Source organism: Streptomyces sp. NPDC003042, assembly GCF_053591315.1.
In genome coordinates this window covers 1-18,445 of sequence record NZ_JBSFTP010000028.1, presented here as the reverse complement: position 1 = coordinate 18,445, position 18,445 = coordinate 1, and the positions used below count along the sequence as shown (strand labels likewise).

Annotated in this window: 17 protein-coding genes; 8 read left to right on the top strand and 9 right to left on the bottom strand. The window is 73.4% G+C overall.

Annotation, left to right across the window (positions count from 1 at the left end; all coding sequences use genetic code 11):
- Nucleotides 1-43 precede the first annotated feature (43 nt).
- Nucleotides 44-1,474, bottom strand: coding sequence for an NAD(P)/FAD-dependent oxidoreductase (locus ACWDYJ_RS16410; protein ID WP_451566222.1), 1,431 nt, complete (start codon nucleotides 1,472-1,474; stop codon nucleotides 44-46).
- An 86-nt stretch (nucleotides 1,475-1,560) separates the two neighbouring features.
- On the bottom strand, nucleotides 1,561-2,556 hold the full coding sequence (locus ACWDYJ_RS16405; RefSeq protein WP_451566221.1) for an NAD(P)/FAD-dependent oxidoreductase: 996 nt from the start codon (nucleotides 2,554-2,556) through the stop codon (nucleotides 1,561-1,563).
- Between the two features lie 66 nt (nucleotides 2,557-2,622).
- Between ACWDYJ_RS16405 and ACWDYJ_RS16400 the strand changes: the two genes are divergently transcribed.
- Together ACWDYJ_RS16400 and ACWDYJ_RS16395 are read left to right on the top strand one after the other, a co-directional pair.
- Nucleotides 2,623-3,252, top strand: coding sequence for a helix-turn-helix domain-containing protein (locus ACWDYJ_RS16400; RefSeq protein WP_451566220.1), 630 nt, complete (start codon nucleotides 2,623-2,625; stop codon nucleotides 3,250-3,252).
- Nucleotides 3,249-3,824, top strand: coding sequence for a nucleotide triphosphate diphosphatase NUDT15 (locus ACWDYJ_RS16395; protein ID WP_451566219.1), 576 nt, complete (start codon nucleotides 3,249-3,251; stop codon nucleotides 3,822-3,824). The genes ACWDYJ_RS16400 and ACWDYJ_RS16395 overlap by 4 nt, the downstream gene beginning before the upstream one ends.
- Here the strand turns inward: ACWDYJ_RS16395 and ACWDYJ_RS16390 are convergent.
- From ACWDYJ_RS16390 to ACWDYJ_RS16380, 3 genes are all read right to left on the bottom strand, one after another.
- Nucleotides 3,810-5,933, bottom strand: coding sequence for an MDR family MFS transporter (locus tag ACWDYJ_RS16390; RefSeq protein ID WP_451566218.1), 2,124 nt, complete (start codon nucleotides 5,931-5,933; stop codon nucleotides 3,810-3,812). The genes ACWDYJ_RS16395 and ACWDYJ_RS16390 overlap by 15 nt on opposite strands.
- Before the next feature lie 84 nt (nucleotides 5,934-6,017).
- Nucleotides 6,018-7,373 (bottom strand): 6-phospho-beta-glucosidase, encoded by a 1,356-nt coding sequence (locus ACWDYJ_RS16385; RefSeq protein ID WP_451566217.1) that lies wholly within the window; start codon nucleotides 7,371-7,373, stop codon nucleotides 6,018-6,020.
- A gap of 142 nt (nucleotides 7,374-7,515) precedes the next feature.
- Nucleotides 7,516-8,391 carry an MmyB family transcriptional regulator gene (locus ACWDYJ_RS16380; RefSeq protein WP_451566216.1) on the bottom strand — a complete coding sequence of 292 codons (876 nt, stop codon included), beginning with the start codon at nucleotides 8,389-8,391 and terminating at the stop codon, nucleotides 7,516-7,518.
- 332 nt (nucleotides 8,392-8,723) lie between these two features.
- On the opposite strand from ACWDYJ_RS16380, the gene ACWDYJ_RS16375 reads away from it, so the two are divergent.
- The 3 genes from ACWDYJ_RS16375 to ACWDYJ_RS16365 all read left to right on the top strand — a co-directional run bounded on the left by ACWDYJ_RS16375 (nucleotide 8,724) and on the right by ACWDYJ_RS16365 (nucleotide 11,199).
- Complete coding sequence (locus ACWDYJ_RS16375; protein WP_451566215.1) at nucleotides 8,724-9,392, top strand: helix-turn-helix domain-containing protein; 669 nt, start codon at nucleotides 8,724-8,726, stop codon at nucleotides 9,390-9,392.
- Between the two features lie 65 nt (nucleotides 9,393-9,457).
- Complete coding sequence (locus ACWDYJ_RS16370) at nucleotides 9,458-10,015, top strand: toxin-antitoxin system, toxin component (protein ID WP_451566214.1); 558 nt, start codon at nucleotides 9,458-9,460, stop codon at nucleotides 10,013-10,015.
- Complete coding sequence (locus ACWDYJ_RS16365; RefSeq protein ID WP_451566213.1) at nucleotides 10,012-11,199, top strand: MAB_1171c family putative transporter; 1,188 nt, start codon at nucleotides 10,012-10,014, stop codon at nucleotides 11,197-11,199. Before ACWDYJ_RS16370 ends, ACWDYJ_RS16365 begins: the two co-directional genes overlap by 4 nt.
- Nucleotides 11,200-11,221: 22 nt before the next feature.
- Here ACWDYJ_RS16365 and ACWDYJ_RS16360 read toward each other — a convergent pair whose 3' ends face one another.
- Both ACWDYJ_RS16360 and ACWDYJ_RS16355 read right to left on the bottom strand, forming a co-directional pair.
- Nucleotides 11,222-11,998, bottom strand: a complete 777-nt coding sequence (locus ACWDYJ_RS16360; RefSeq protein WP_451566212.1) for a bestrophin-like domain — start codon at nucleotides 11,996-11,998, stop codon at nucleotides 11,222-11,224.
- Between the two features lie 79 nt (nucleotides 11,999-12,077).
- Complete coding sequence (locus ACWDYJ_RS16355) at nucleotides 12,078-12,671, bottom strand: hypothetical protein (RefSeq protein ID WP_451566211.1); 594 nt, start codon at nucleotides 12,669-12,671, stop codon at nucleotides 12,078-12,080.
- A 138-nt stretch (nucleotides 12,672-12,809) separates the two neighbouring features.
- Between ACWDYJ_RS16355 and ACWDYJ_RS16350 the strand changes: the two genes are divergently transcribed.
- Nucleotides 12,810-13,958, top strand: a complete 1,149-nt coding sequence (locus ACWDYJ_RS16350; RefSeq protein WP_451566210.1) for a cytochrome P450 — start codon at nucleotides 12,810-12,812, stop codon at nucleotides 13,956-13,958.
- Here the strand turns inward: ACWDYJ_RS16350 and ACWDYJ_RS16345 are convergent.
- The gene (locus ACWDYJ_RS16345) at nucleotides 13,925-14,863 is read right to left on the bottom strand and encodes a helix-turn-helix transcriptional regulator (protein ID WP_451566209.1); all 939 of its coding nucleotides are present in this window, start codon (nucleotides 14,861-14,863) and stop codon (nucleotides 13,925-13,927) included. The genes ACWDYJ_RS16350 and ACWDYJ_RS16345 overlap by 34 nt on opposite strands.
- 168 nt (nucleotides 14,864-15,031) lie before the next feature.
- Here ACWDYJ_RS16345 and ACWDYJ_RS16340 point away from each other — a divergent pair, with 168 nt between their 5' ends.
- On the top strand, nucleotides 15,032-16,351 hold the full coding sequence (locus ACWDYJ_RS16340; protein WP_451566208.1) for a sensor histidine kinase: 1,320 nt from the start codon (nucleotides 15,032-15,034) through the stop codon (nucleotides 16,349-16,351).
- Nucleotides 16,339-16,998 (top strand): response regulator, encoded by a 660-nt coding sequence (locus ACWDYJ_RS16335; protein ID WP_451566207.1) that lies wholly within the window; start codon nucleotides 16,339-16,341, stop codon nucleotides 16,996-16,998. Before ACWDYJ_RS16340 ends, ACWDYJ_RS16335 begins: the two co-directional genes overlap by 13 nt.
- Nucleotides 16,999-17,028: 30 nt before the next feature.
- Here the strand turns inward: ACWDYJ_RS16335 and ACWDYJ_RS16330 are convergent, their stop codons facing one another.
- Nucleotides 17,029-18,222 carry a glycosyltransferase 87 family protein gene (locus ACWDYJ_RS16330; RefSeq protein ID WP_451566206.1) on the bottom strand — a complete coding sequence of 398 codons (1,194 nt, stop codon included), beginning with the start codon at nucleotides 18,220-18,222 and terminating at the stop codon, nucleotides 17,029-17,031.
- Between the last annotated feature and the right edge of the window lie 223 nt (nucleotides 18,223-18,445).

Sequence of the window (18,445 nt, the reverse complement as noted above, 5' to 3'; positions counted from 1 at the left end):
CCGAACAGCCCCAGGCACCGCGCCCGCCCCGACAGGACGGGCCTCACCCCGCCGTCAGCTTCTCCCACTCGCCCCGGTCGGGCCCCACCGCGTTCGGCGCGTAGTCGGGCCGGTCCGCAAGCCAGCGCGCCACCCGCGCCCGGATCCCGGGATCGGCGTAGGCCCGCTTCGGAGCTTCGGCCAGGTGCCGGACCCTGGCCCGGGCCCGCATGACCTCCGGGTCCTCCAGCGCGCAGTCGAACAGCGCGGCCATCTCGCGCGCTGTTCCCGTACGGCCCGCCCTGGTCGCGAAACGCTTCCCGACGGCCTCGTCCGCGACGGTCTGGAAGTCGAACCAGGGTTTCAGCGTGCGCAGCGCCCAGTCGTGGTACCCGGCGGCGAAGCGGGCCGAGCCCGGATCCTCGTGCGCCGTCCGGGCCACCCGGTCCGCGGCCCACAGTGCGAGTGAAGTGCCTTGCGCCAAGGTCGGGTTGGTGTGCGTGAGCGAGTCCCCGACAGGGACCAGCCCGCTCACCACCGGGCCGCGCTCGTCGGCCAGGGGGCTCCACCGGTTGTCGAGGCCCGCGGTGGCCAGTACGCCGGACAGTGCCTCGGCGCCCAGTTCCAGCCAGGCCGCACCGGGCGGGAAGGCGCGGGCGGCGGCCTCGAAGACGGCTGGGTCGCGCAGCGCGGAGCGGGTGGGGTCCCCGGTGTGCACGATCAGGGTCACGGCGAAGACCCGGTTGTCGGCCGGGAAGACGGCGCACCCGGCGAAGCCACCGCCGGTCACGGACCAGGGCCGGCGCGGCCCCTGGTCCATGCCCTCGGGCAGGCGGTACCAGCGGCAGTAGTACGCGAGCCCCGTCCGGTGGCGTTCGACGGCGGCGGGGCGGCAGCCCGCCGCGGCCAGCCAGCGCTCGACGGCTCCGCGCCGCCCGCTCGTGTCCACGACCAGGTCCCCCTCGTAGGCGCCGCCCGACGTGGTCAGCCCGGTCACCCGTGTCCCGGTCAGCGGGGCGGAAACGGGAACGGTGAGGAGCCCGGTGACCGGTTCCCCGTAGCGCGCGATTACGCCAGGCTCGGCGCGCAGGGCGGTGGACAGCGCGCTCTCCAGCACGATGCGACGACCCTGGAGCATCACCAGGTCCTCGTCGCCGGGGCGCACGGGCGGCCGTACGTCGAACCAGTCCAGCTCGTGCCGCTCCCGGGCGCCGAGCCGCAGCATCTCGGCGTGGACGTCGGGCAGTCGGGTGAGCAGCACCTTGCGCGCGGCGCCGAGCAGAACGTGCGGCTGGGCCGCCTGCGGCACGCCCGGGCGGCGCCAGCCGAAGAAGTCGCGGTCGAGGGCGGTGCCGGGGGCGCGGGTGTCCCGTTCGAACAGTTCCACCGTGTGTCCCCGGCGGGCCGCGAGCAGGGCGGCCGCCAAACCGGCCACACCTCCGCCGATGACCATCACATGTGCCATTGCGCGCCCCCCTGAGCCGACCCCGGCCACACCGAGCCGACGAACGTACGACGATCAGACCGCCCAGAGCCTGCGCGGACGCGCCCTGCCCGAAACCCGCACGGTTGTCCGAGTCGTTACGGTCGGACCTCTCCGCCGCCCGCCCGCCAGGCCTCCACCGCGTCCCGCGTCTCCGCCTCGATCAGGTCGGCGTTGATCGCGGCGGCGGCGCGTGCCCCCTGGGCTGCCGCACCGGCCACCTGCTCCGTCAGGGACGTCACGTTCCCCGCGGCCCATACGCCCGCCAGGGCCGTGGCCCCGGTGGCCGGATCGGACTCGACGCACGTGCCGACCGCCACCCCGGCCCGCTCCACGGCCGTGACGGGCAGGCCCAGGCTGGTCAGCACCCCGGAGCGGGCGGTGAAACGCGGAGCCACCACCAGCGCCCGGCACTCCACGGACCCGCCGCCCGCCAAGGTCACCGCGGACAGTCGGTCCCCGCTGACGACCAGGCCCGTCGCCTCGCCCTCCACCACCGCCACGCCCCGCGCGGCAAGCTGTTCCGCGTCCTGCGCAGTAGGCCGCCACGTGTGACCGAGCAATGTCACCTGTGCACTCCACTGCCGCCACAGCTGCGCCTGGTGCACCGCGAGCGGGCCGGTGGCCAGCACCACCAGCGGCTGGTCCCGCACCTCCCAGCCGTGGCAGTACGGGCAGTGCAGCACGTCCCGCCCCCAGCGTGCGCGCAGCCCCGCCACCGCCGGCAGCTCGTCCACCAGCCCGGTGGCGACCAGCAGCCGCCGCGCCCCCACGGCCGAACCGTCGCCGCAGCGCACCAGGAACCGCCCCTCGCCCTCACGGTCGGCGGCGATCGCGGTCCCGGCCGGACCGGACCGCAGCTCGGCGCCGTACCCGGCCAGCTCGGCCCGCCCCCGGGCCAGTAGCCCGGCCGGGCTCACCCCGTCGTGACCGAGGTATCCGTGCACGTGGGCCGCCGCGGCGTTGCGCGGGCTGCCGGAGTCCAGCACGAGGACCGATCGGCGCGCCCTGGCCAGGGTCAGGGCGCCCGCGAGCCCGGCGGCTCCGCCGCCCACGACCACCACGTCGACGTCTGTTCTCATCGCGTTGTCCATGCCGGTCAGCCTGCGCCGGGCTGGGCACGGTTGACAAACAGCCTTGCCGAAGCGGCAAATGGAGCCATGGCTAGCGACGAAGAGGAATCCGACGCGGACCTCGCCGGGGTGCTCACCGCGGTGGGCCCCCGGCTGCGCGCGCTGCGGCGACAACGCGGCATGACGCTGGCGCAGCTCAGCGAGACCACGGGCATCTCGGTCTCCACCCTGTCCCGGCTGGAGTCCGGACAGCGCCGCCCCACCCTGGAGCTGCTGCTTCCGCTGGCCAAGGCGCACCGGGTGGCGCTGGACGAACTCGTCGGCGCCCCCGAGACAGGGGATCCGCGGATTCGCCCGCGCCCCTTCGTCCGCCACGGCAGCACGTACATCCCGCTCACCCGCAGCCTGGGCGGGTTGCAGGCCTTCAAGATGATCATCCCGCCGCAGGAAGGGCCGCCGACAGAGCCCGAACTGGGCGTGCACGAGGGCTACGAATGGCTGTACGTGCTGTCCGGGCGGATACGACTGCTGCTGGGCGAGCACGACCTGGTGCTCGGCCCCGGCGAGGCCGCCGAGTTCGACACGCACGTCCCGCACGCCTTCTTCAACGCGGGACCGCAGGCGGCCCAGATCCTCAGCCTGTTCGGCCCCCAGGGCGAACGCATCCACGTACGGGCCAAGCCCACCCCCCGACCGGAAGCAGGAGAGCGCGCATGACCACCCCGAGCGACCGCATCGAACAGCCGGAGCCCGACAGCCCCGAGCGCCCCCAGCGGGCCGTCCCGCAGCCCAACGCCGTCGTCGGCGTGGGCCTGGTCGTGGTCGGCCACGACGGCCGGGTGCTGCTCGGCCAGGCCCACGACGGCCGCTGGGAACTGCCCGGCGGAAAGGTCGACCCGGGCGAGGGCTTCGAGCAGGCCGCCGCCCGGGAGCTCGCCGAGGAAACGCGGCTGCGGGCCGCCCCCGAGGGCATCGAGGTGCTGGCCGTTCAGATCGAGGGCAAGTCGGACGTCACCCGGCTGACGGCCGCCGCCGTCGCCCGCTCCGTCGAGGGCACACCTGTCGTGACCGAGCCCCACAAGATCGTCCGCTGGGAGTGGTTCAGCCCGGCCGAGATCCCCGAGGCGCTCTACGCCCCCTCGGCGGCGGTCCTGCGCACCTGGCGTCCGGGGCTCACGATGCTGCCGCACGTGCCCTCGTACGACTACCCGACGACTACGGCGGCGGCCACGGCCACGCCGGCACCCACGACCACGCCCACGTCCACGCCCCCCTCAACCAGCGGCTGAGGCCCGGGCCGGGCCCCGCGGCGCGAAGTTGCCCTCGCTCAGGTCCTCCGCCAGCAGCCGCTTGGCGATCGCGTCCGCCGCCACCCTCAGTTCGGCGCTCCGCGGCCGGCCCCGGTCCTTCTCCAACTGGTCGCCGAGCCAGCGCGACCAGGCGGCCGAGATGACGTCGGCTTCCCGCTCTCCGGCCTCCGTGAGGGCGAAGAAGCTGTCCTCGTGGCTCAGGAAGCCCTCCTCCACCATCCGGTCGAAGACCGGGACCAGCACCTCCGGCGGCAGTGAGCGGCGCCCGGCGATCAGGCCGAGGCTGGCGTAGCCGACGGTCCGGGTCATCAGGTGCACCTGCATGACCGCCCACGCGGCCGCCATGTCCAGCCGGGTGTCGGAGGCGTTGACGATCTCGCGGGCGGTCTGCGGGCCCATGTTCCGTACGAGCTTGCCCACCGCCAGCTCCAGCAGTTTGGCGGAGTCCCCCGAGGAGGTGACCGGTGAGGCGAAGCCGTCGCCCATGTCCGTCGAGCCCGCCCGGGCGCTGTCGCGCAGTTTGACCTCCTTGAGGGAGAACGCGACGACCAAGCCGATCACGGCCACCGGGACGGTCCACAGGAACACCGTGTGCAGGGCCTCGGCGTACGCGTCGATGATCGGACCGGCCGCCGCCGGGTCGAGATCGTGCAGCCCCTGCGGGCTCTGCGCGATGTCGCCCAGCCGCGCCGGGTCGTCTCCGGTCACCCGCGCCGCTTCCTCGACTCCGCTCGTCAGCGCGGGTGTCAGGCTGTTGGCGTAGATCGTGCCGAAGACGGCGGTGCCGAAGGAACTGCCGAGCGTACGGAAGAAGGTGACACCTGACGTTGCAGTGCCAAGGTCGGCATAGTCCACCGTGTTCTGGACCGCGATCGTCAACACCTGCATGCACAGGCCGATACCGACACCCAGCACGAACATGTACAGCGATTCGAGCCAAGCGCCGGTCTGCGGCCCCATCCGCGACAGCAGGTAGAGCCCGACGCCCATCACCGCGCAGCCCACGATCGGGAAGATCCGGTAACGGCCCGTCCTGCTCGTGACGTTGCCGCTGAAGACGGAGGCGATCAGCAGGCCGATGACCAGCGGCAGCGTCCGTACGCCCGACACCGTGGCCGAATCCCCGTCCACGTACTGCAAGTAGCTCGGCAGGAAGGTCATCGCGCCGAGCATGGCGAAGCCGACGACGAAGCTGAGCACCGAGCACACCGTGAAGACGGGATTGCGGAACAGCCGCATCGGCAGCATCGGTTCGGCGGCCCGGGTCTCCACCACGCAGAACAGCGCCAGGGCCAGGACGCCGACCGCGAACAGCGTGACGATGACCCAGGAGGTCCAGGCGTACTCGTTCCCGCCCCAGCTCGTGGCGAGGATGAGCGCGCCGGCGCCCAGCGCGACCAGCGCGATGCCGAGGTAGTCGATGGCGGGCCGTCCGGCGGCCCGTACCGAGGGGATCGTGCGGGCTGCCGCCACGACGACCAGGATCGCGATCGGGACATTGACGTAGAAGGCCCAGCGCCAGCTGAGGTGGTCGGTGAACAGCCCGCCGAGCAGCGGCCCGATGACCGTCGCGACACCGAAGACGGCGCCGATGGCGCCCTGGTACTTGCCGCGCTCGCGCAGCGGCACCACGTCGGCGATCAGCGCCATGGAAGTGACCATCAGCCCGCCCGCGCCGATGCCCTGCACACCCCGCCACAGGATGAGCAGCGTCATGTTGCCCGCGAGGCCGCACAGGAACGAGCCGGTGATGAACACGACGGCGGAGATCTGGAAGACGACCTTCCGGCCGAAGAGGTCGCCGAACTTGCCGACCAGCACCGTCGCGACGGTCTCCGTGAGGAGGTAGGCGGTGACGACCCACGACATGTGGGCCGCGCCGCCGAGATCGGCCACGATCGTGGGCAGGGCGGTGCCCACGATCGTCTGGTCGAGTGCGGCCAGCAGCACGCCCAGCATGATGGTGCCGAAGATGACATTGCGCCGCCGCCGGTCGAGCACGGGAGGCGCCGCATACGGTGCGGCGGGGGCGTCAGCGGGGGCAGTGGTCACATCTCGCACTCTCACAGCGTCCCTGCCCCACCGCATGCGGCACGGGGCCGTACGAGGGACCGCACGCGGGGCCGGTACGGGGGCCGCCGCGCGGGCCCGCCGCTGGGCCGCGCGGGCGCGTCAGCGCAGGTAGGCCAGGCCGGGGTGCTCCGCCGCGTACCCGTCCAGCAGGCGCCGGGCCACCCCCACCGAGTCCACCAGCGGGTGCAGCGCGAACGCCTTCACGGCGTCCGCCCGCGACCCGCTCGCCGCGGCGGCGAGGACTTCCCGCTCCACCGCCTTCACCGACGTCACCAGGCCCACCGCGTGCAGCGGCAACGGGGCCACGGACACCGGGTGGGCGCCGTTCGCGTCGACCAGGCAGGGCACCTCGATCACCGCCTCCGCGTCGAGCACCGTCAGCGTGCCGCGGTTGCGGACGTTGAGGATCAGCGTGGCCCGCTCGTCCCGGGCGATGGCCCGCATCAGGGCCAGCGCGACCTTCTCGTACCCGCCGGACTCCAGGTCGCTGTCCTCGCGCCCGCCGACGCCCGCCGCCTCGCGGTTCTCGGCCATGTACGTGGCCTCGCGCTCGGCCCGGGTCCGGTCCCAGGCGGCCAGCGCCGCCCCGGCGGACTGCCCGGGCCGGCCGGCCTCGGCGTAGAAGCCGCGCTGCTGGTCGCGCAGGAACGCGCCGCGCGTCTGCTTGGCCTCCTGATAGGCCCGTACAGTGTCACGGTTGAAGTAGTAATAGTGCAGGTACTCGTTCGGGATCGCTCCCAGCGAGCGCAGCCACTCCGCCCCGAACAGCCGGCCCTCCTCGAAGGACTCCAGCGCCTCGGTGTCGGCCAGCAGGCGCGGCAGTTCGTCGCGGCCGGCGATGCGCAGGCCGCGCACCCAGCCCAGGTGGTTGAGGCCGACGTAGTCGATCCAGGCCTCCTGCGGACCGGCGCCCAGCAGCCGCGCCACACGACGGCCCAGCCCCACCGGCGAGTCGCAGATGCCGATGACCCGGTCGCCGAGTTCCTCGGCCATCGCCTCGGTGACCACCCCGGCCGGGTTGGTGAAGTTGATGACCCAGGCCTCAGGAGCACCGCGCGCGATCCTGCGTGCGAGCTCACGGACCACGGGCACGGTCCGCAGGCCGTACGCGATGCCCCCCGCGCCGACCGTCTCCTGGCCCAGCACTCCCTCGGCCAGGGCGATCCGCTCGTCCGCGGCCCGGCCCTCCAGCCCGCCGACGCGGATGGCGGAGAAGACGAAGTCGGCTCCGCGCAGGGCCTCGTCCAAGTCCCCCGTGGCCGTGACGGCCGGGGCGTCCGGCACCCCGGCGGCAGCGGCCTGGTCCGCGAGCACCCGGGCCATGGCGGTGAGCCGGCCGGGATCCTCGTCGTACAGCGTCACATGCGACACCCGACCCTCGGCGTGGTCCCCGAGGAGTGCTCCGTAGACGAGCGGTACGCGAAATCCGCCCCCGCCGAGGATGGTCAACCGCACGCCTCTTACCGCCCTTCGCCGTCACGACCGGCGCCGCGCCCGCAGCCGCCGACGCCACGGCCGGTGTCACCGACCGTGGCATGCGCCCGCCGTGCTTCCACCGCGGCGCGCACCCTTGCGGGCTCCAGTGTCCCCCGCCCGCTCAGTCCCCCAGCGACGGCACGGCGCGCAGTCGCGCCCCCTGCTGCTGCGCGTTGCCCGCGACGCCCCCGCGCACGGGACCCGACGGCACACCCTGCGGCGCCGACAGTACGAGGGTGATCCGGTTAAGTCCCATCCCCTCCAGCATGCGACTGGATTCGGCCACCATGCGGCACCGCATGACGCCCCAGCCCGGATCGGGGTGGCGTACCGTGCGCACCGCTCCGTCCTGCTCGGCGGCCAGTTCCCCGTGGGTGCTCAGCCAGTGCGGCACTCCGTACCGGTAGGCCGCCTCCATGAACGGGTCGCGGGCCACCTCCTGGCGGATGCTCCGCAGCCCCTCGTCGTCCGGGGCAGCGGCCAGCGCGGTCGCGAACTGGGCCAGCAGCGGCACGCACCAGGCCGGTTCGTGGTCCTCCAGCACGGCCGCGGCGTCCGGGTGGAACAGCACGAAGCGCAGGAAGTTGTCGTCCGGCAGGGCCGTCGGGTGCGGGCGAACCGACTGGAAGAGCCGGTCGAACGCCGAGTTGGTGAGGGCCACGTCCCATCGGTGGTCCACCAGGAAGCTCGGGTAGGGCACGGCTTCCATCAAGGCCGCGTAGTCACACAGGTAGTCGCGCTGGGCGGGGTCCTGGGGCAGCCGGTTCTCCTCTGCCGCACGCCACGTGGGCGGCGGGTCCCTGTCGACCATGACTCTGAAGAGCCAGAAGCACTGCCGCTCGCTCATCTCCAGCGCCTCGGCCAGGGCGAGGAGTTTGCGGTCGGTCCACTCCTTGACGAGCCCGCGCTCCCAATTTCCGTACGCGCGCACGCTGATGCGCAGTCGCGACGCGAGGTCTTCCTGGCTCAGTCCCAGTTCCTCGCGGCGCTGGCGCAAAATCTCCTTGCGTCGTTCCGACCGCACTGCGCCACGGGCGGACTCCTCGCCCGCCAGGCGCTCCTCACCGGCTCGGACGAGGCCAACGGATGGGCCCACCGCTGCGAGATGTGGCACCGAGAGCTCCCCCTCCTCACGGTCTGATCTTCTTTTCGTGTGGCGATCCTGCTACCGACTTCATTCGAGTGTCAACTATTGTGGCAATTCCGGCCGAGCGACAGCTTATTCCCGCCACAGCTGTGGCAAGTTCTGGCTCTCCCGAGGCAGACCGGATAGATTCCCTGAGGCCGACCACGTGCCCACTGACCTCGCGCGATCTAGGAGAACCACTGGTGACAGACGGCTTCCCGGCTCCCGTCGCGGTGGCCAACGCGCCCCTGGCAGCGACCGTCACGCGGGTCGCCGAACTCGCGAACAAAATGGGCCGCGACCCGAGCCAGGTCTTCGACCTGCGACGGCTCTCGGAGGCCTCCGGAGTTCCCACGGACGTGGTCAGGACCCTGCTCGACGGTCGGCGGGCCGGTGAACCCGACCTCCAGGCACGCTTCCTCCAGCGCCTCGACCTGCTCCGCAGGACCCGGGTCAAACCCAACGGCCGCCGGTACACGCAGCAGGAGATCGCCGACGGCGCCGGGATGTCGCGCCAGCAGGCCGGAGCACTGATCAACGGCGACCGACGCCCCACCATGGAGCACTGTGACGCGATCCAGCGCTTCTTCGGGGTCCACGCCGGCTTCCTCACCGCCCACGACGCCGACGCCCTCACGGACGCGCTCCAGCGCACCGAGCAGCAGCTGCTCCAGGACTTCGCGGGGCGCGAGCGGCAAACCGTACCGGCGGAAGCGGCTTCGGCGGGCGATCCGCTGGCAAGACTCCTGCAGAACCACGGTGTACGCGGCATCGCCTGGCGCGCCGCCCAACTGCCCAGCGACAAGCACCGGGACAAGGTGACCGAATGGCTGGACATGCTTCTCGAAAGCGTCAAACCGAACGAATCATGACCCAGTCGAAAGTCTGGATCTGAATCCTTGAGTCCTGATCCGGATCCGCGCCGACGGGGAGAACGGTGAGCATAGGCAGAGCGCAGCGGCGGTTGTGCGGGGAGCTCGTGGCCGGCATCAGGCTGACCGCCCCCGTGGAACCCGTGGAACTCTACGCCGCCCTCTGCGAGGGCATGAGCAGGCACCGCGGCCGCCCGGTGGAGTTCCGGATGGCCTCGTTCCCGCAGGGAACGGCCAGCGGCCTGTGGCTCGACATGGCGGACCGAGATCTGGTGGTCATCGAGGAACGCACGGCGCCAGACCACCAGTTGGTGATCCTCGGCCACGAGCTGTGGCACATGAAGGCCGGCCACTGCAGTCACCACGTCGACGGCGCCGCCGTCGCCGCCCGGCTGCTGAGCGACGAGGCCGACATCGGCGAGACCCTCCGCCGGGTCGCCGCACGTACGCGCGCCGACGTCCAGGAGGAGACGGAGGCCGAGACCTTCGGCTTACTACTGGGCAGCAAGTGCCGCACCTGGCTGGCCGGATCCTCCGGTCACCGGGCCCCGGCGCAGCGCGACGAACTGGCGGGTCGGATCGAGACCTCGCTCGGCTACCGGGGGCACAGGAACGACCGTTGAAAGGACAGGACTACTACATCCCGGCAGCCGCGATGGCGATCGCGCTCCTCTTCAAGCTGCCCGCCCTGCGCACCGACTGGCGCGATCCGCTGCTGCGGTCGGTCTGTGTCCTGCTGATCCTCGCCGGATCGGTGTTCACCTTCGCCGCCCCGCCCACCATCGAGGCCGTCAACCGCTGGACCGGCGTCGCCAACGTCTCCGCCCCGCTGGTCTACTGCCTGATGACCGCCTTCAGCGCCTCCTGCCTGGTGCTGGTGTTCAACTGGCGCGGGGGGCCGCCGAAGGAGACCCGGCGCACCTCACGGCGCTGGATCGCGGGCTACTCCGTCGTCATCGCGGTGATCCCCGTGCTGTTCGTCCTCGGTGACGCGCCGGTCGAGCGGCTGCGCGACTTCGACACGTACTACGCCAACACCCCGTACATCCGGCTGATGATCGCCTTCTACCTGATGGCGCACAACGTGGCCGCCGTGACCATGGTCGCGATGTGCTGGCGCTGGTCCCTGCAGGTGCGCGGCTGGCTGCGGACCGGTCTGGTCATCATCGTGTCGGGCTACGCCTTCAGCCTCACCTACGACGCCGCCAAGTTCACCGCGGTCACCGCCCGTTGGGCCGGCCACGACCTCGACCACCTGAGCACCTACGTCGCCCCGCCGCTGGCCGCGGCCGGCGCCCTGGTCAGCGCGGTGGGCTTCGTACTGCCCTTGGTGTGTCAGCGACTCTCGGACAGCTGGCGCACCTGGACGACGTACCGGCGGCTCGGCGCGCTGTGGCACGAGGTGCAGAGCACCGCGCCCAGCGGCAGCCCGTGCGTGCGGATGTCCTGGTGGTCGCCGGCCGAGATCCGGGTGATCCAGCGCGAGTCGGACATCCACGACGGGTTCCTGCGGCTCGGGCCCTGCTTCGACCGCACCCACCGGGACCGCGCCTACGAGCGGGCCCGCGCGGGCGGCGCCGACGAGACGACGGCCCGCGCGGTCGCCGACGCGGCCATGGTGGCGGCCGCCGTACGGGCGAGCGCGATCGACCCCGAGGGGGCGCGCGGCGGCGAGGACGGCGACGGGGAGCGGGTGCTCGTCCTGGCCGACGGGCCGCGTGATCTCGTACGGATCTCCCACGCCCTGCGGCATTCGCCGGTGGTCGCGGCGGCCCGCCGGCAGGCGGCCCTGACAGCCGCGAGCTGACCGGGCCCGCCCGCCCCGCGGCTCAGCGCGAGGCCGTCACCGACACCGTCGGGAACAGGTCCTCGAACGGTCCGGCGGAGTCCTTGCCGTCCCGGCCGTACGGCGCGTCGAAGCTCCACACCATGAACAGCAGGAACACGATCAGCGCACTGAACAGCCCCGCCAGCAGCAGCTCGCGGCCGGAGCGGCGGATCTGCAGGGTGAAGATCAGGCCGATCGTGACCACTCCGCCGACCATCAGGCCGAACCAGACCACCCCCGGCAGGGTCGTCTCGGAACTCTGGGTACGGGAGTGCCGGGCGTCGTCGGCGGCCGCGATGTGGTCGAGCAGCGGCTGGTAGGCCTGCGCCTGGAGTTCGGTGGCGGGGCTCTGGTGGGTGACGTCGCTGCGCAGCTTGCCGAGCAGCTGCCCGCCCTCGGTGGAGGCGGCCTCGCCCGAGGTCAGGCGCGGCCAGTCCACGCTGACGGTGTGGGAGACGTACGCGTCCACCTCGCCCCGGATCCGGTCGCGGACGGGAGCCGGGTAGACGTCGGCGCGCTGGGTGACCTCGTACAGGGACTGCGCCTCGCGGCGCACGCTGTCCTCGGCGGCGCTGCGCGCCTCCCAGACTCCCGCGATGGCCAGGCCCAGGACGATCGCGTACACCACGCCGACCATCATCGTCATGTACTCGATGACGTCGGGGGTTTCGCTGGTGTCCTCGTCGTCCGCGACCCGGCGGTGCCGGATCGCGGTGATGGTGAGGACGAGGGCGCAGACGAGCGCCATGGCGATGGCCAGGACCAGCCATTCGGACACGAGAGATCTCCCGTTCGTGGGTCGGTGAGCGGTGGGTCCGCGGGTGGGTCCGCTGCGGGTGGAACACCCCTGGCCGCGGCTAGCCGCGACCCTTGGAGCGGGGGCGCAGCGCGGCGGCGGCGAGAACGGCCGGGGTGGTGACGACCACCATGAGCATCATGGTGCTCATGCCGTCCGGGCCCCGCCGCGCCAGGGCTGCCGAGCGGTACGGGCGCACGTGGAAGGCGCTCGCGCGCGCGGCGGCCGCCCCGCGCGGGGGCGGGGCGGAAGCTTCGGCGGGTGCCGGCTCCGGATCGGGCACGGCGTCCGGCGCAGCCTGCGGCGGCTTCGGATCGTCGGCCGGAGCGGGGGCGGCGGGCTCGGGGAGCCCCGGGAGGCCGGGTGCCCGCCCGGGGTGGTGCGCGGTGGGCCGTCCGGCGCCGGACACGGTGATCCGCAGGGAGGGGGACGGCGTGGGCGGCGCCGTCCCGGGCCGCTCGGCGGCGGGAGGCCGGGCAACGGGCGGGCGGGCGGCGGGAGGCCGGGGCGCGGGCCGCTTGGGCTGCCCGCCCGGTACGCACACGTCCACCCGGGCCCCGCGGCCTTCTCCGTCACCCGCGACGGCCACATGGCCGTGCAGCGGGCAGAGCGCCGCCACCAGACCCGCCCCGGCGAAGTAGTGCCAAGCCGTCACCGCGGTCCTCCGATTCGGCAGCCGATATGAGGGTTACGCCTGAAGAAACGATCAAGGCGCCGCTTCGACACGCGGCAGACAGGTCAAGATCCTTGTTCGGGGGGTCACTTCAGGCCACGTCGGCACTACCCTGCCCGGATGGAGCAGTGGGAGCGCTGGGAGCGGCGCGTGCAGACGGCCGCGCATCCGGTCGTCTACCGGCTGCTGCGTGCCGTCGCGGCGCACGGCCCGGCGGTACGGGTGCCGCGCGTCGGTGTGGTGGTGAGCGATGCCCGGCTGGCCAGGGAGGTGCTCCTCGACACCCGGGGATACCCGAAGACGGCGCCGGGCGCGGCGGCCGGGCTCTGGACGCCGGTCCTCGGTCCGCGCGTGCTGATCAACATGGAGGGCGCCGACCACGCGGAGCTGCGCCGACGCCTCGCCGGACTGTTCACGCCGGGCCACGTGGCGGCGGTCTGCGAGCGCGTGCTGCGCGTTCCGCTCGGCGAACTGGAGCGGCGCCTGACGGCGGGTGAGGAGGTGGACCTGGTCCCGGTCGTCCGGGACGGGGCCGCGGCCGTGATCCGCGAACTGGCCGGACTGCCCCCGACGGCGGCGCCCGACTTCGCCGAGGCGTCGGCGGTACTGGCCTCCGTACGGCTGTGGCGCACGTCACTGACCGCTCGTCAGGCGGCCCGCTCCAGGGCGGCCTTGACCCGGCTGAGCGACGCCGCGGTGGCCGCGTACCGGACCGGGGACGAGTCGACCGTACCGGGCCGGCTGCGGGCCTTGGGCCTGGACGAGGCCGAAGCGCGGGGCGCGGTCGGGGTACTACTGCTGACCGGGACGGAGACCCTGGCCTCCTTCGTGCCCCGGCTGGTCGCGCTGGCCCACGACACCGGCCGGGGCCCGGACCGGATCACCGACGCGCTGGTGGAGGAGGCGCTGCGCGTCACCTCGCCGACACCCGTGATGCTGCGCGGCGCCGCCGAGGCGGGGCGGATCGGCGGAGTCCGGGTCGAGGCCGGGGACCGGGTGGTGATCGCCACGCTGCTGTGCACGGGGGCCTACGGGCCGTACGGGCCCTTCGCGCCGGAGCGCGACCCCGCCGGGACGCAGGAGCTTCGGCGGCTGTGGTTCGGGGCGGGCCCGCACTTCTGCCTGGGGATGCCGCTGGCCACGGCCGAGATCCGGGCGGTGGTCGGGGCGCTGCGCGCCTTCCCCGAGCTGGGCATCACCGGCCGGAGCCCCGCCCGGGGGGTGCTGATCCCGTCCTACGCGCGGCTGTCGCTGCGCGCCGAGGGCTGATCCGTGCCGCCGGTGGACGCGGCGGTCGAGGACGCGGCCGTGGCGGCCGTGGCGGCCGTGGCCAGGATCCGCAGCGCGGCCTCGGAGGGCGAGCCGGCTGCCGCCGTGTAGGTGATCAGGGTCTGGTCCGGATCGGCCGGCAGGCCGAGGCTCTCGTAGGCGAGGGTGATGTCGCCGGTCAGCGGGTGGCGCAGGTGGTAGCCGCCGTGGGCCTTCTCGGCCACCTCCTGGGCCCGCCACAGCGGACCGAACTCCGGGCTGCGCTCGGTCAGTTCCTCGATCAGGGCGGCGAAGCGGATGTCGTTCGGGTGGCGTGCGAGGTCGTACCGGAGGTAGGCGACCAGGTCCCGGGCCTTGGTCTCCCAGTTGACGAACCGGCCGCGCACCTCGGGGTGCAGGAAGACCAGCCAGGCCTTGTTGCGCCGCTCCGGCGGCAGGGCGGCGAAGTCGGTCACGAGCGCCGCGAAGAGCGGGTTCCAGGCGAGGATGTCCGTGCGGCGGCCCAGGACGAAGGCCGGGGTGTCGGGCATCGACTCCAGCAGCCTGCGCAGTCCCGGACGGACCTCCTGCACGTCGTCGGAGCGGCTCCCGGCCGCCGCGCCGGAGCCCGCGCGCCCGGCGTTGCGTACCAGGCGGGTCAGGTGGGCGGTCTCGGCCTCGCCCAGACGCAGCGCGGTGGCCACGGCGCCCAGGACGGCCGGGGAGACGTTCTCGGCACGCCCCTGTTCGAAACGGGTGTAGTAGTCCACGCTGACCCCGGCGAGCTGGGCCAGCTCCTCACGGCGCAGACCCGGCACCCGGCGGCGGCCACCGAAGGAGACCAGGCCCGCGTCCTCGGGGCGGATCCGCGCGCGGCGGGAGCGCAGGAAGTCGCCGAGTTCCGCTTTGGGGCCTGTCTGGTTCATGTCCAAATCCTAAGGGCCTGGCCGGTCAGCTGATCGAGAGGAGCGGTCCGGTGATCATCAGGCCGAGATCGTGGCCCGCTCCGCCACGGCAGGTCCGGCGCGTAGCCGGATACGTACGCTGGTACCCGGCGCGCGCACCGTGCCGTCCGGTACGACGAGGAGACTCATGTGAACCCGCTCGTGGCCGACGCCCCCGGGGTGCGACCGCCGACCGAGCCGCCCGCTGCCGTGTGGGGCGCGCTGCGCGGGCCCGTGCGGTTCCTGTGGTCGTGGTGGCCCTGGCGGTGCTGGGCGTATCTCGGGAGCGGGTTCGTGATCGGGTACGCGGTACTCGTCGCGCTGGCGCTGCTCGTCGGGCTCGGGGTGCTGTTGTCCGTGGTCGGGATCGGGCTGGTACTGCTGCTCGCGGCCGTGGCCGGCGGGGTGCCGCTCGGGGAGCTGGAGCGGCGGCGGCTGAGGTGGGTCGAACCGGTGCGGATCGGCGATCCGCACACCTCGCTCGCGGGGGCCGGCGCGGCGGCCTGGCTGCGGACACGGCTGCGGGAGCGGGCCACTTGGCGGGAGTTCGGGTACGCCGCCCTGCTCGGGCCGGTCTTCGGCGCGGCCGGGTTCGGGGTCCTCGCGATGCTGGCGTTCTCGCTGATCCTCGTGTCGACCCCCGTCATCGTCTGGGCCATCGCGCCGGACAGCGTGATGCTGATCCCCGGGCGAGCGGTCTCCGGCCCGTGGGAGGCCTTGGCAGGGACGGCCGCAGGCCTGGCTGGGCTGGTGGTGACGGCGTACGCGGGCGCTCTGATCGCCGGGGCGCAGGTGAAGGCCGCCCGGCTGCTGCTCGGACCGCGCGAGGAGGACGACCGGGTGCTGGAGCTGACCCGGTCGCGGGTCCGGCTGGTGGACGCCTTCGAGGCCGAACGCCGACGCATCGAACGGGACTTGCACGACGGTGCGCAGCAGCAGCTGGTCGCGCTCAGCATGACCCTGGGGCTTGCCGAGATGGAGCTGCGCAGGTCCGGGGTGGCGGGCGACGCGCCCGCGCTGGTGAGCCGGGGACGCGGCGAGGCGAAGAAGGCCCTGGAGCAACTGCGGGACCTCGTACGGGGAATCCACCCGCAGGTGCTGACCGACCACGGCCTCGCGGCGGCCGTCGCCGAGGTGGCGCTGCGCCATCCCGTGCCGGTCACGGTGGACCTGGACCTGCCCCGGCTGCCCGAAGCGGTGGAGATCACCGCCTACTTCACCGTCACCGAGGCCTTGGCCAACGCGGCGAAGCACAGCGGCGCCTCGCACGTCGGCGTCACCGGTAGGGTCGAGGGCGGCCGGCTCGCGCTCACCGTCACCGACGACGGCCGCGGCGGGGCCGATCCCGGCGCGGGAGCGGGTCTGGCGGGTCTCGCGGACAGGGTGGCGATGCTGCGAGGGAGGCTGGTGGTGTCCAGTCCGGTGGGCGGACCGACGCGGCTGCGGGTGGAGGTGCCGTGCTCCGGGTGATCCTCGCCGAGGACTCCGTCCTCCTGCGGGCCGGGCTGACGGAACTGCTGGCCCGCGGCGGCCACCGCGTCCTCGCCGCCGTCGGCGACGCCCCCGGACTGCTGGCGGCGGTGGAGGCGGAGCGGCCGGACGTGGTCGTCACCGACGTACGGATGCCGCCGGAATTTCGGAACGAGGGGCTGCGGGCCGCGCTCGAACTGCGTTCCCGGGACGCCTCGTTGCCGGTACTCGTGCTCTCGCAGTACGTGGCCACCGCGTACGCGACCCAGCTGTTCACCGGAGCTTCGGCAGCCGGTCTGGGCTACCTGCTCAAGGACCGGGTCGGCGAGGTCACCGAGTTCCTCGACGCCCTCCAGCGGGTCCACGAGGGCCGGACGGTCATCGACCCCGAGGTGGTGCGGGTCCTACTGAGCCCCCGGTCGGGGGACCAGCCACTGGCCCGCCTCACCCCGCGCGAGCGCGAGGTGCTCGCCCTGATGGCCGAGGGCCTCAACAACCAGGCTTTGGCGGGGCGGCTGTTCATCACGGAGGCCTCCGTGGTCAAACACGCGAGCAGCATATTCACGAAGCTGGACCTGGATCCCACCGAGGGCAACCGCCGCGTCCTGGCCGTCCTCGCCCACCTCCGCGGCACCGAACGCCCCTAGCAGACCTCATGCTTGAGTGCGCGCCGTAGGCTACAAGGCCCCCGCCGGGCGGGGATCCAGGGTCCGCGACCGGGCCACGACGCGGGAGACACCGGGGGTGGTCGTGGAGCGGGCCCAGGCCACGAGCAGGACCGGCAGGGCGAGGTAGCCGAAGCGGCCGGCCGGAGCGAGCAGGAAGGCCAGGGTGAGGCCGATCGCGAGGCGGTCGGCGGCGGCCACCACGGTGCGTGGCGGGCGGATCACCAGCGAGAGCGCCACCACGAGGCCCCCCAGCGCGAGCAGACCAACCGTCAGGTACCAGCCCCATGGCCCCAGCTCTGCCAACAGGTGCCCCGGCAGGGGGCTGCTCGCCGGGGTCGGCACCTCCGCCCGCCCCGTGGGGAAGGCGAACACCTGACGCCACAGCTCGGCGGGCTGGAGCAGCGCGCTCGGCAGCACCAGCACGGTCGTGCCCAGCGCCGCCACCACCGCGCAGCGCACCGCCGCCCGCGCCCCCAGCGCCGCTCCCAGCAGGGCGACCGCCACCGCCACCGCGGGCAGCGCGGTCCACTTGAGGGCGCACGCCGCGGCCAGTACCAGCCCGGCCGCCACCGGCCGCCCCGAACCGGCCGCCGCGAGCGCCAGGCAGCACAGCCCCGCCAGCGGCAGATCCACCCCGCTCACCGCCAGCGGGAGCGCCACCACCGGCGAGGCCACCAGCACGGGCAGCAGCGGTGAGCGGGCGCCGCCGAGCAGCCGGCGCCCGGCCCACATGCCGCCGAAGAGGACCGCCGCGCACCAGATCCGGGCGTCGCCCAGCAGCCGCACCGCCCAGCCGTCGCCTCCGCCGTCTCCGCCGCCCAGCAGGGCGCGCGGGATGCCGAGGAGCGCCATGCCCGGGAGGTACGGGGTGTACTCCTCGACCCCGGCGGGCTGGTCGACGTAGAGGCGCCCGGACTCCAGCAGCAGCCGCGCGGAGCGTTCGATCACGCTCACCTCGGACTGGCCCCTGCCGGTCAGGACGAGGTACAGGAGCGGTACGGCGACGGCCCCCAGCAGGGCCGCGCCCAGCGCCGCCCGCCGGCGGCCCAGGGCGGTGGCCCCGGCGGCGCCGAGGTATCCGGCGGCCGCGCACCATCCCCACAGCCGGTGCGGTCCGAGCGAGGAGAACAGCGGGAAGGAGAGCGCCCAGGCGGCCGCGAGCAGCCAGCCCGCGGTCCACCGGGCAGTACGGGAAGGGGTCATGGGTCCATTCCAGCCGCGCGACCCCGTCCGGGTCTGCACGGCCAGGTCGACCCTTCGTGGTGGGGTTTTCCCTACCACCGCGGACGCCTTCGGGGCCGGCCGGGGAACGCCGGAGGGGCGCGACCTCGGTCGCGCCGCTCAGGCGGCATCGCACCTCCCGGTCGCCGGAGTTTCGAACAGCTCCCGAGGCTTATACGGGTGAAGATCCTGGACGAGATCCCGA

What these genes read in the sequence shown, in the direction of transcription:
- ACWDYJ_RS16405 (WP_451566221.1), bottom strand. Translation starts at nt 2,556, where the DNA reads ATGGACAACGCGATGAGAACAGACGTCGACGTGGTGGTCGTGGGCGGC.
- ACWDYJ_RS16400 (WP_451566220.1), top strand. Translation starts at nt 2,623, where the DNA reads ATGGCTAGCGACGAAGAGGAATCCGACGCGGACCTCGCCGGGGTGCTC.
- ACWDYJ_RS16395 (WP_451566219.1), top strand. Translation starts at nt 3,249, where the DNA reads ATGACCACCCCGAGCGACCGCATCGAACAGCCGGAGCCCGACAGCCCC.
- ACWDYJ_RS16390 (WP_451566218.1), bottom strand. Translation starts at nt 5,933, where the DNA reads ATGCGGTGGGGCAGGGACGCTGTGAGAGTGCGAGATGTGACCACTGCC.
- ACWDYJ_RS16350 (WP_451566210.1), top strand. Translation starts at nt 12,810, where the DNA reads ATGGAGCAGTGGGAGCGCTGGGAGCGGCGCGTGCAGACGGCCGCGCAT.
- ACWDYJ_RS16345 (WP_451566209.1), bottom strand. Translation starts at nt 14,863, where the DNA reads ATGAACCAGACAGGCCCCAAAGCGGAACTCGGCGACTTCCTGCGCTCC.
- ACWDYJ_RS16330 (WP_451566206.1), bottom strand. Translation starts at nt 18,222, where the DNA reads ATGACCCCTTCCCGTACTGCCCGGTGGACCGCGGGCTGGCTGCTCGCG.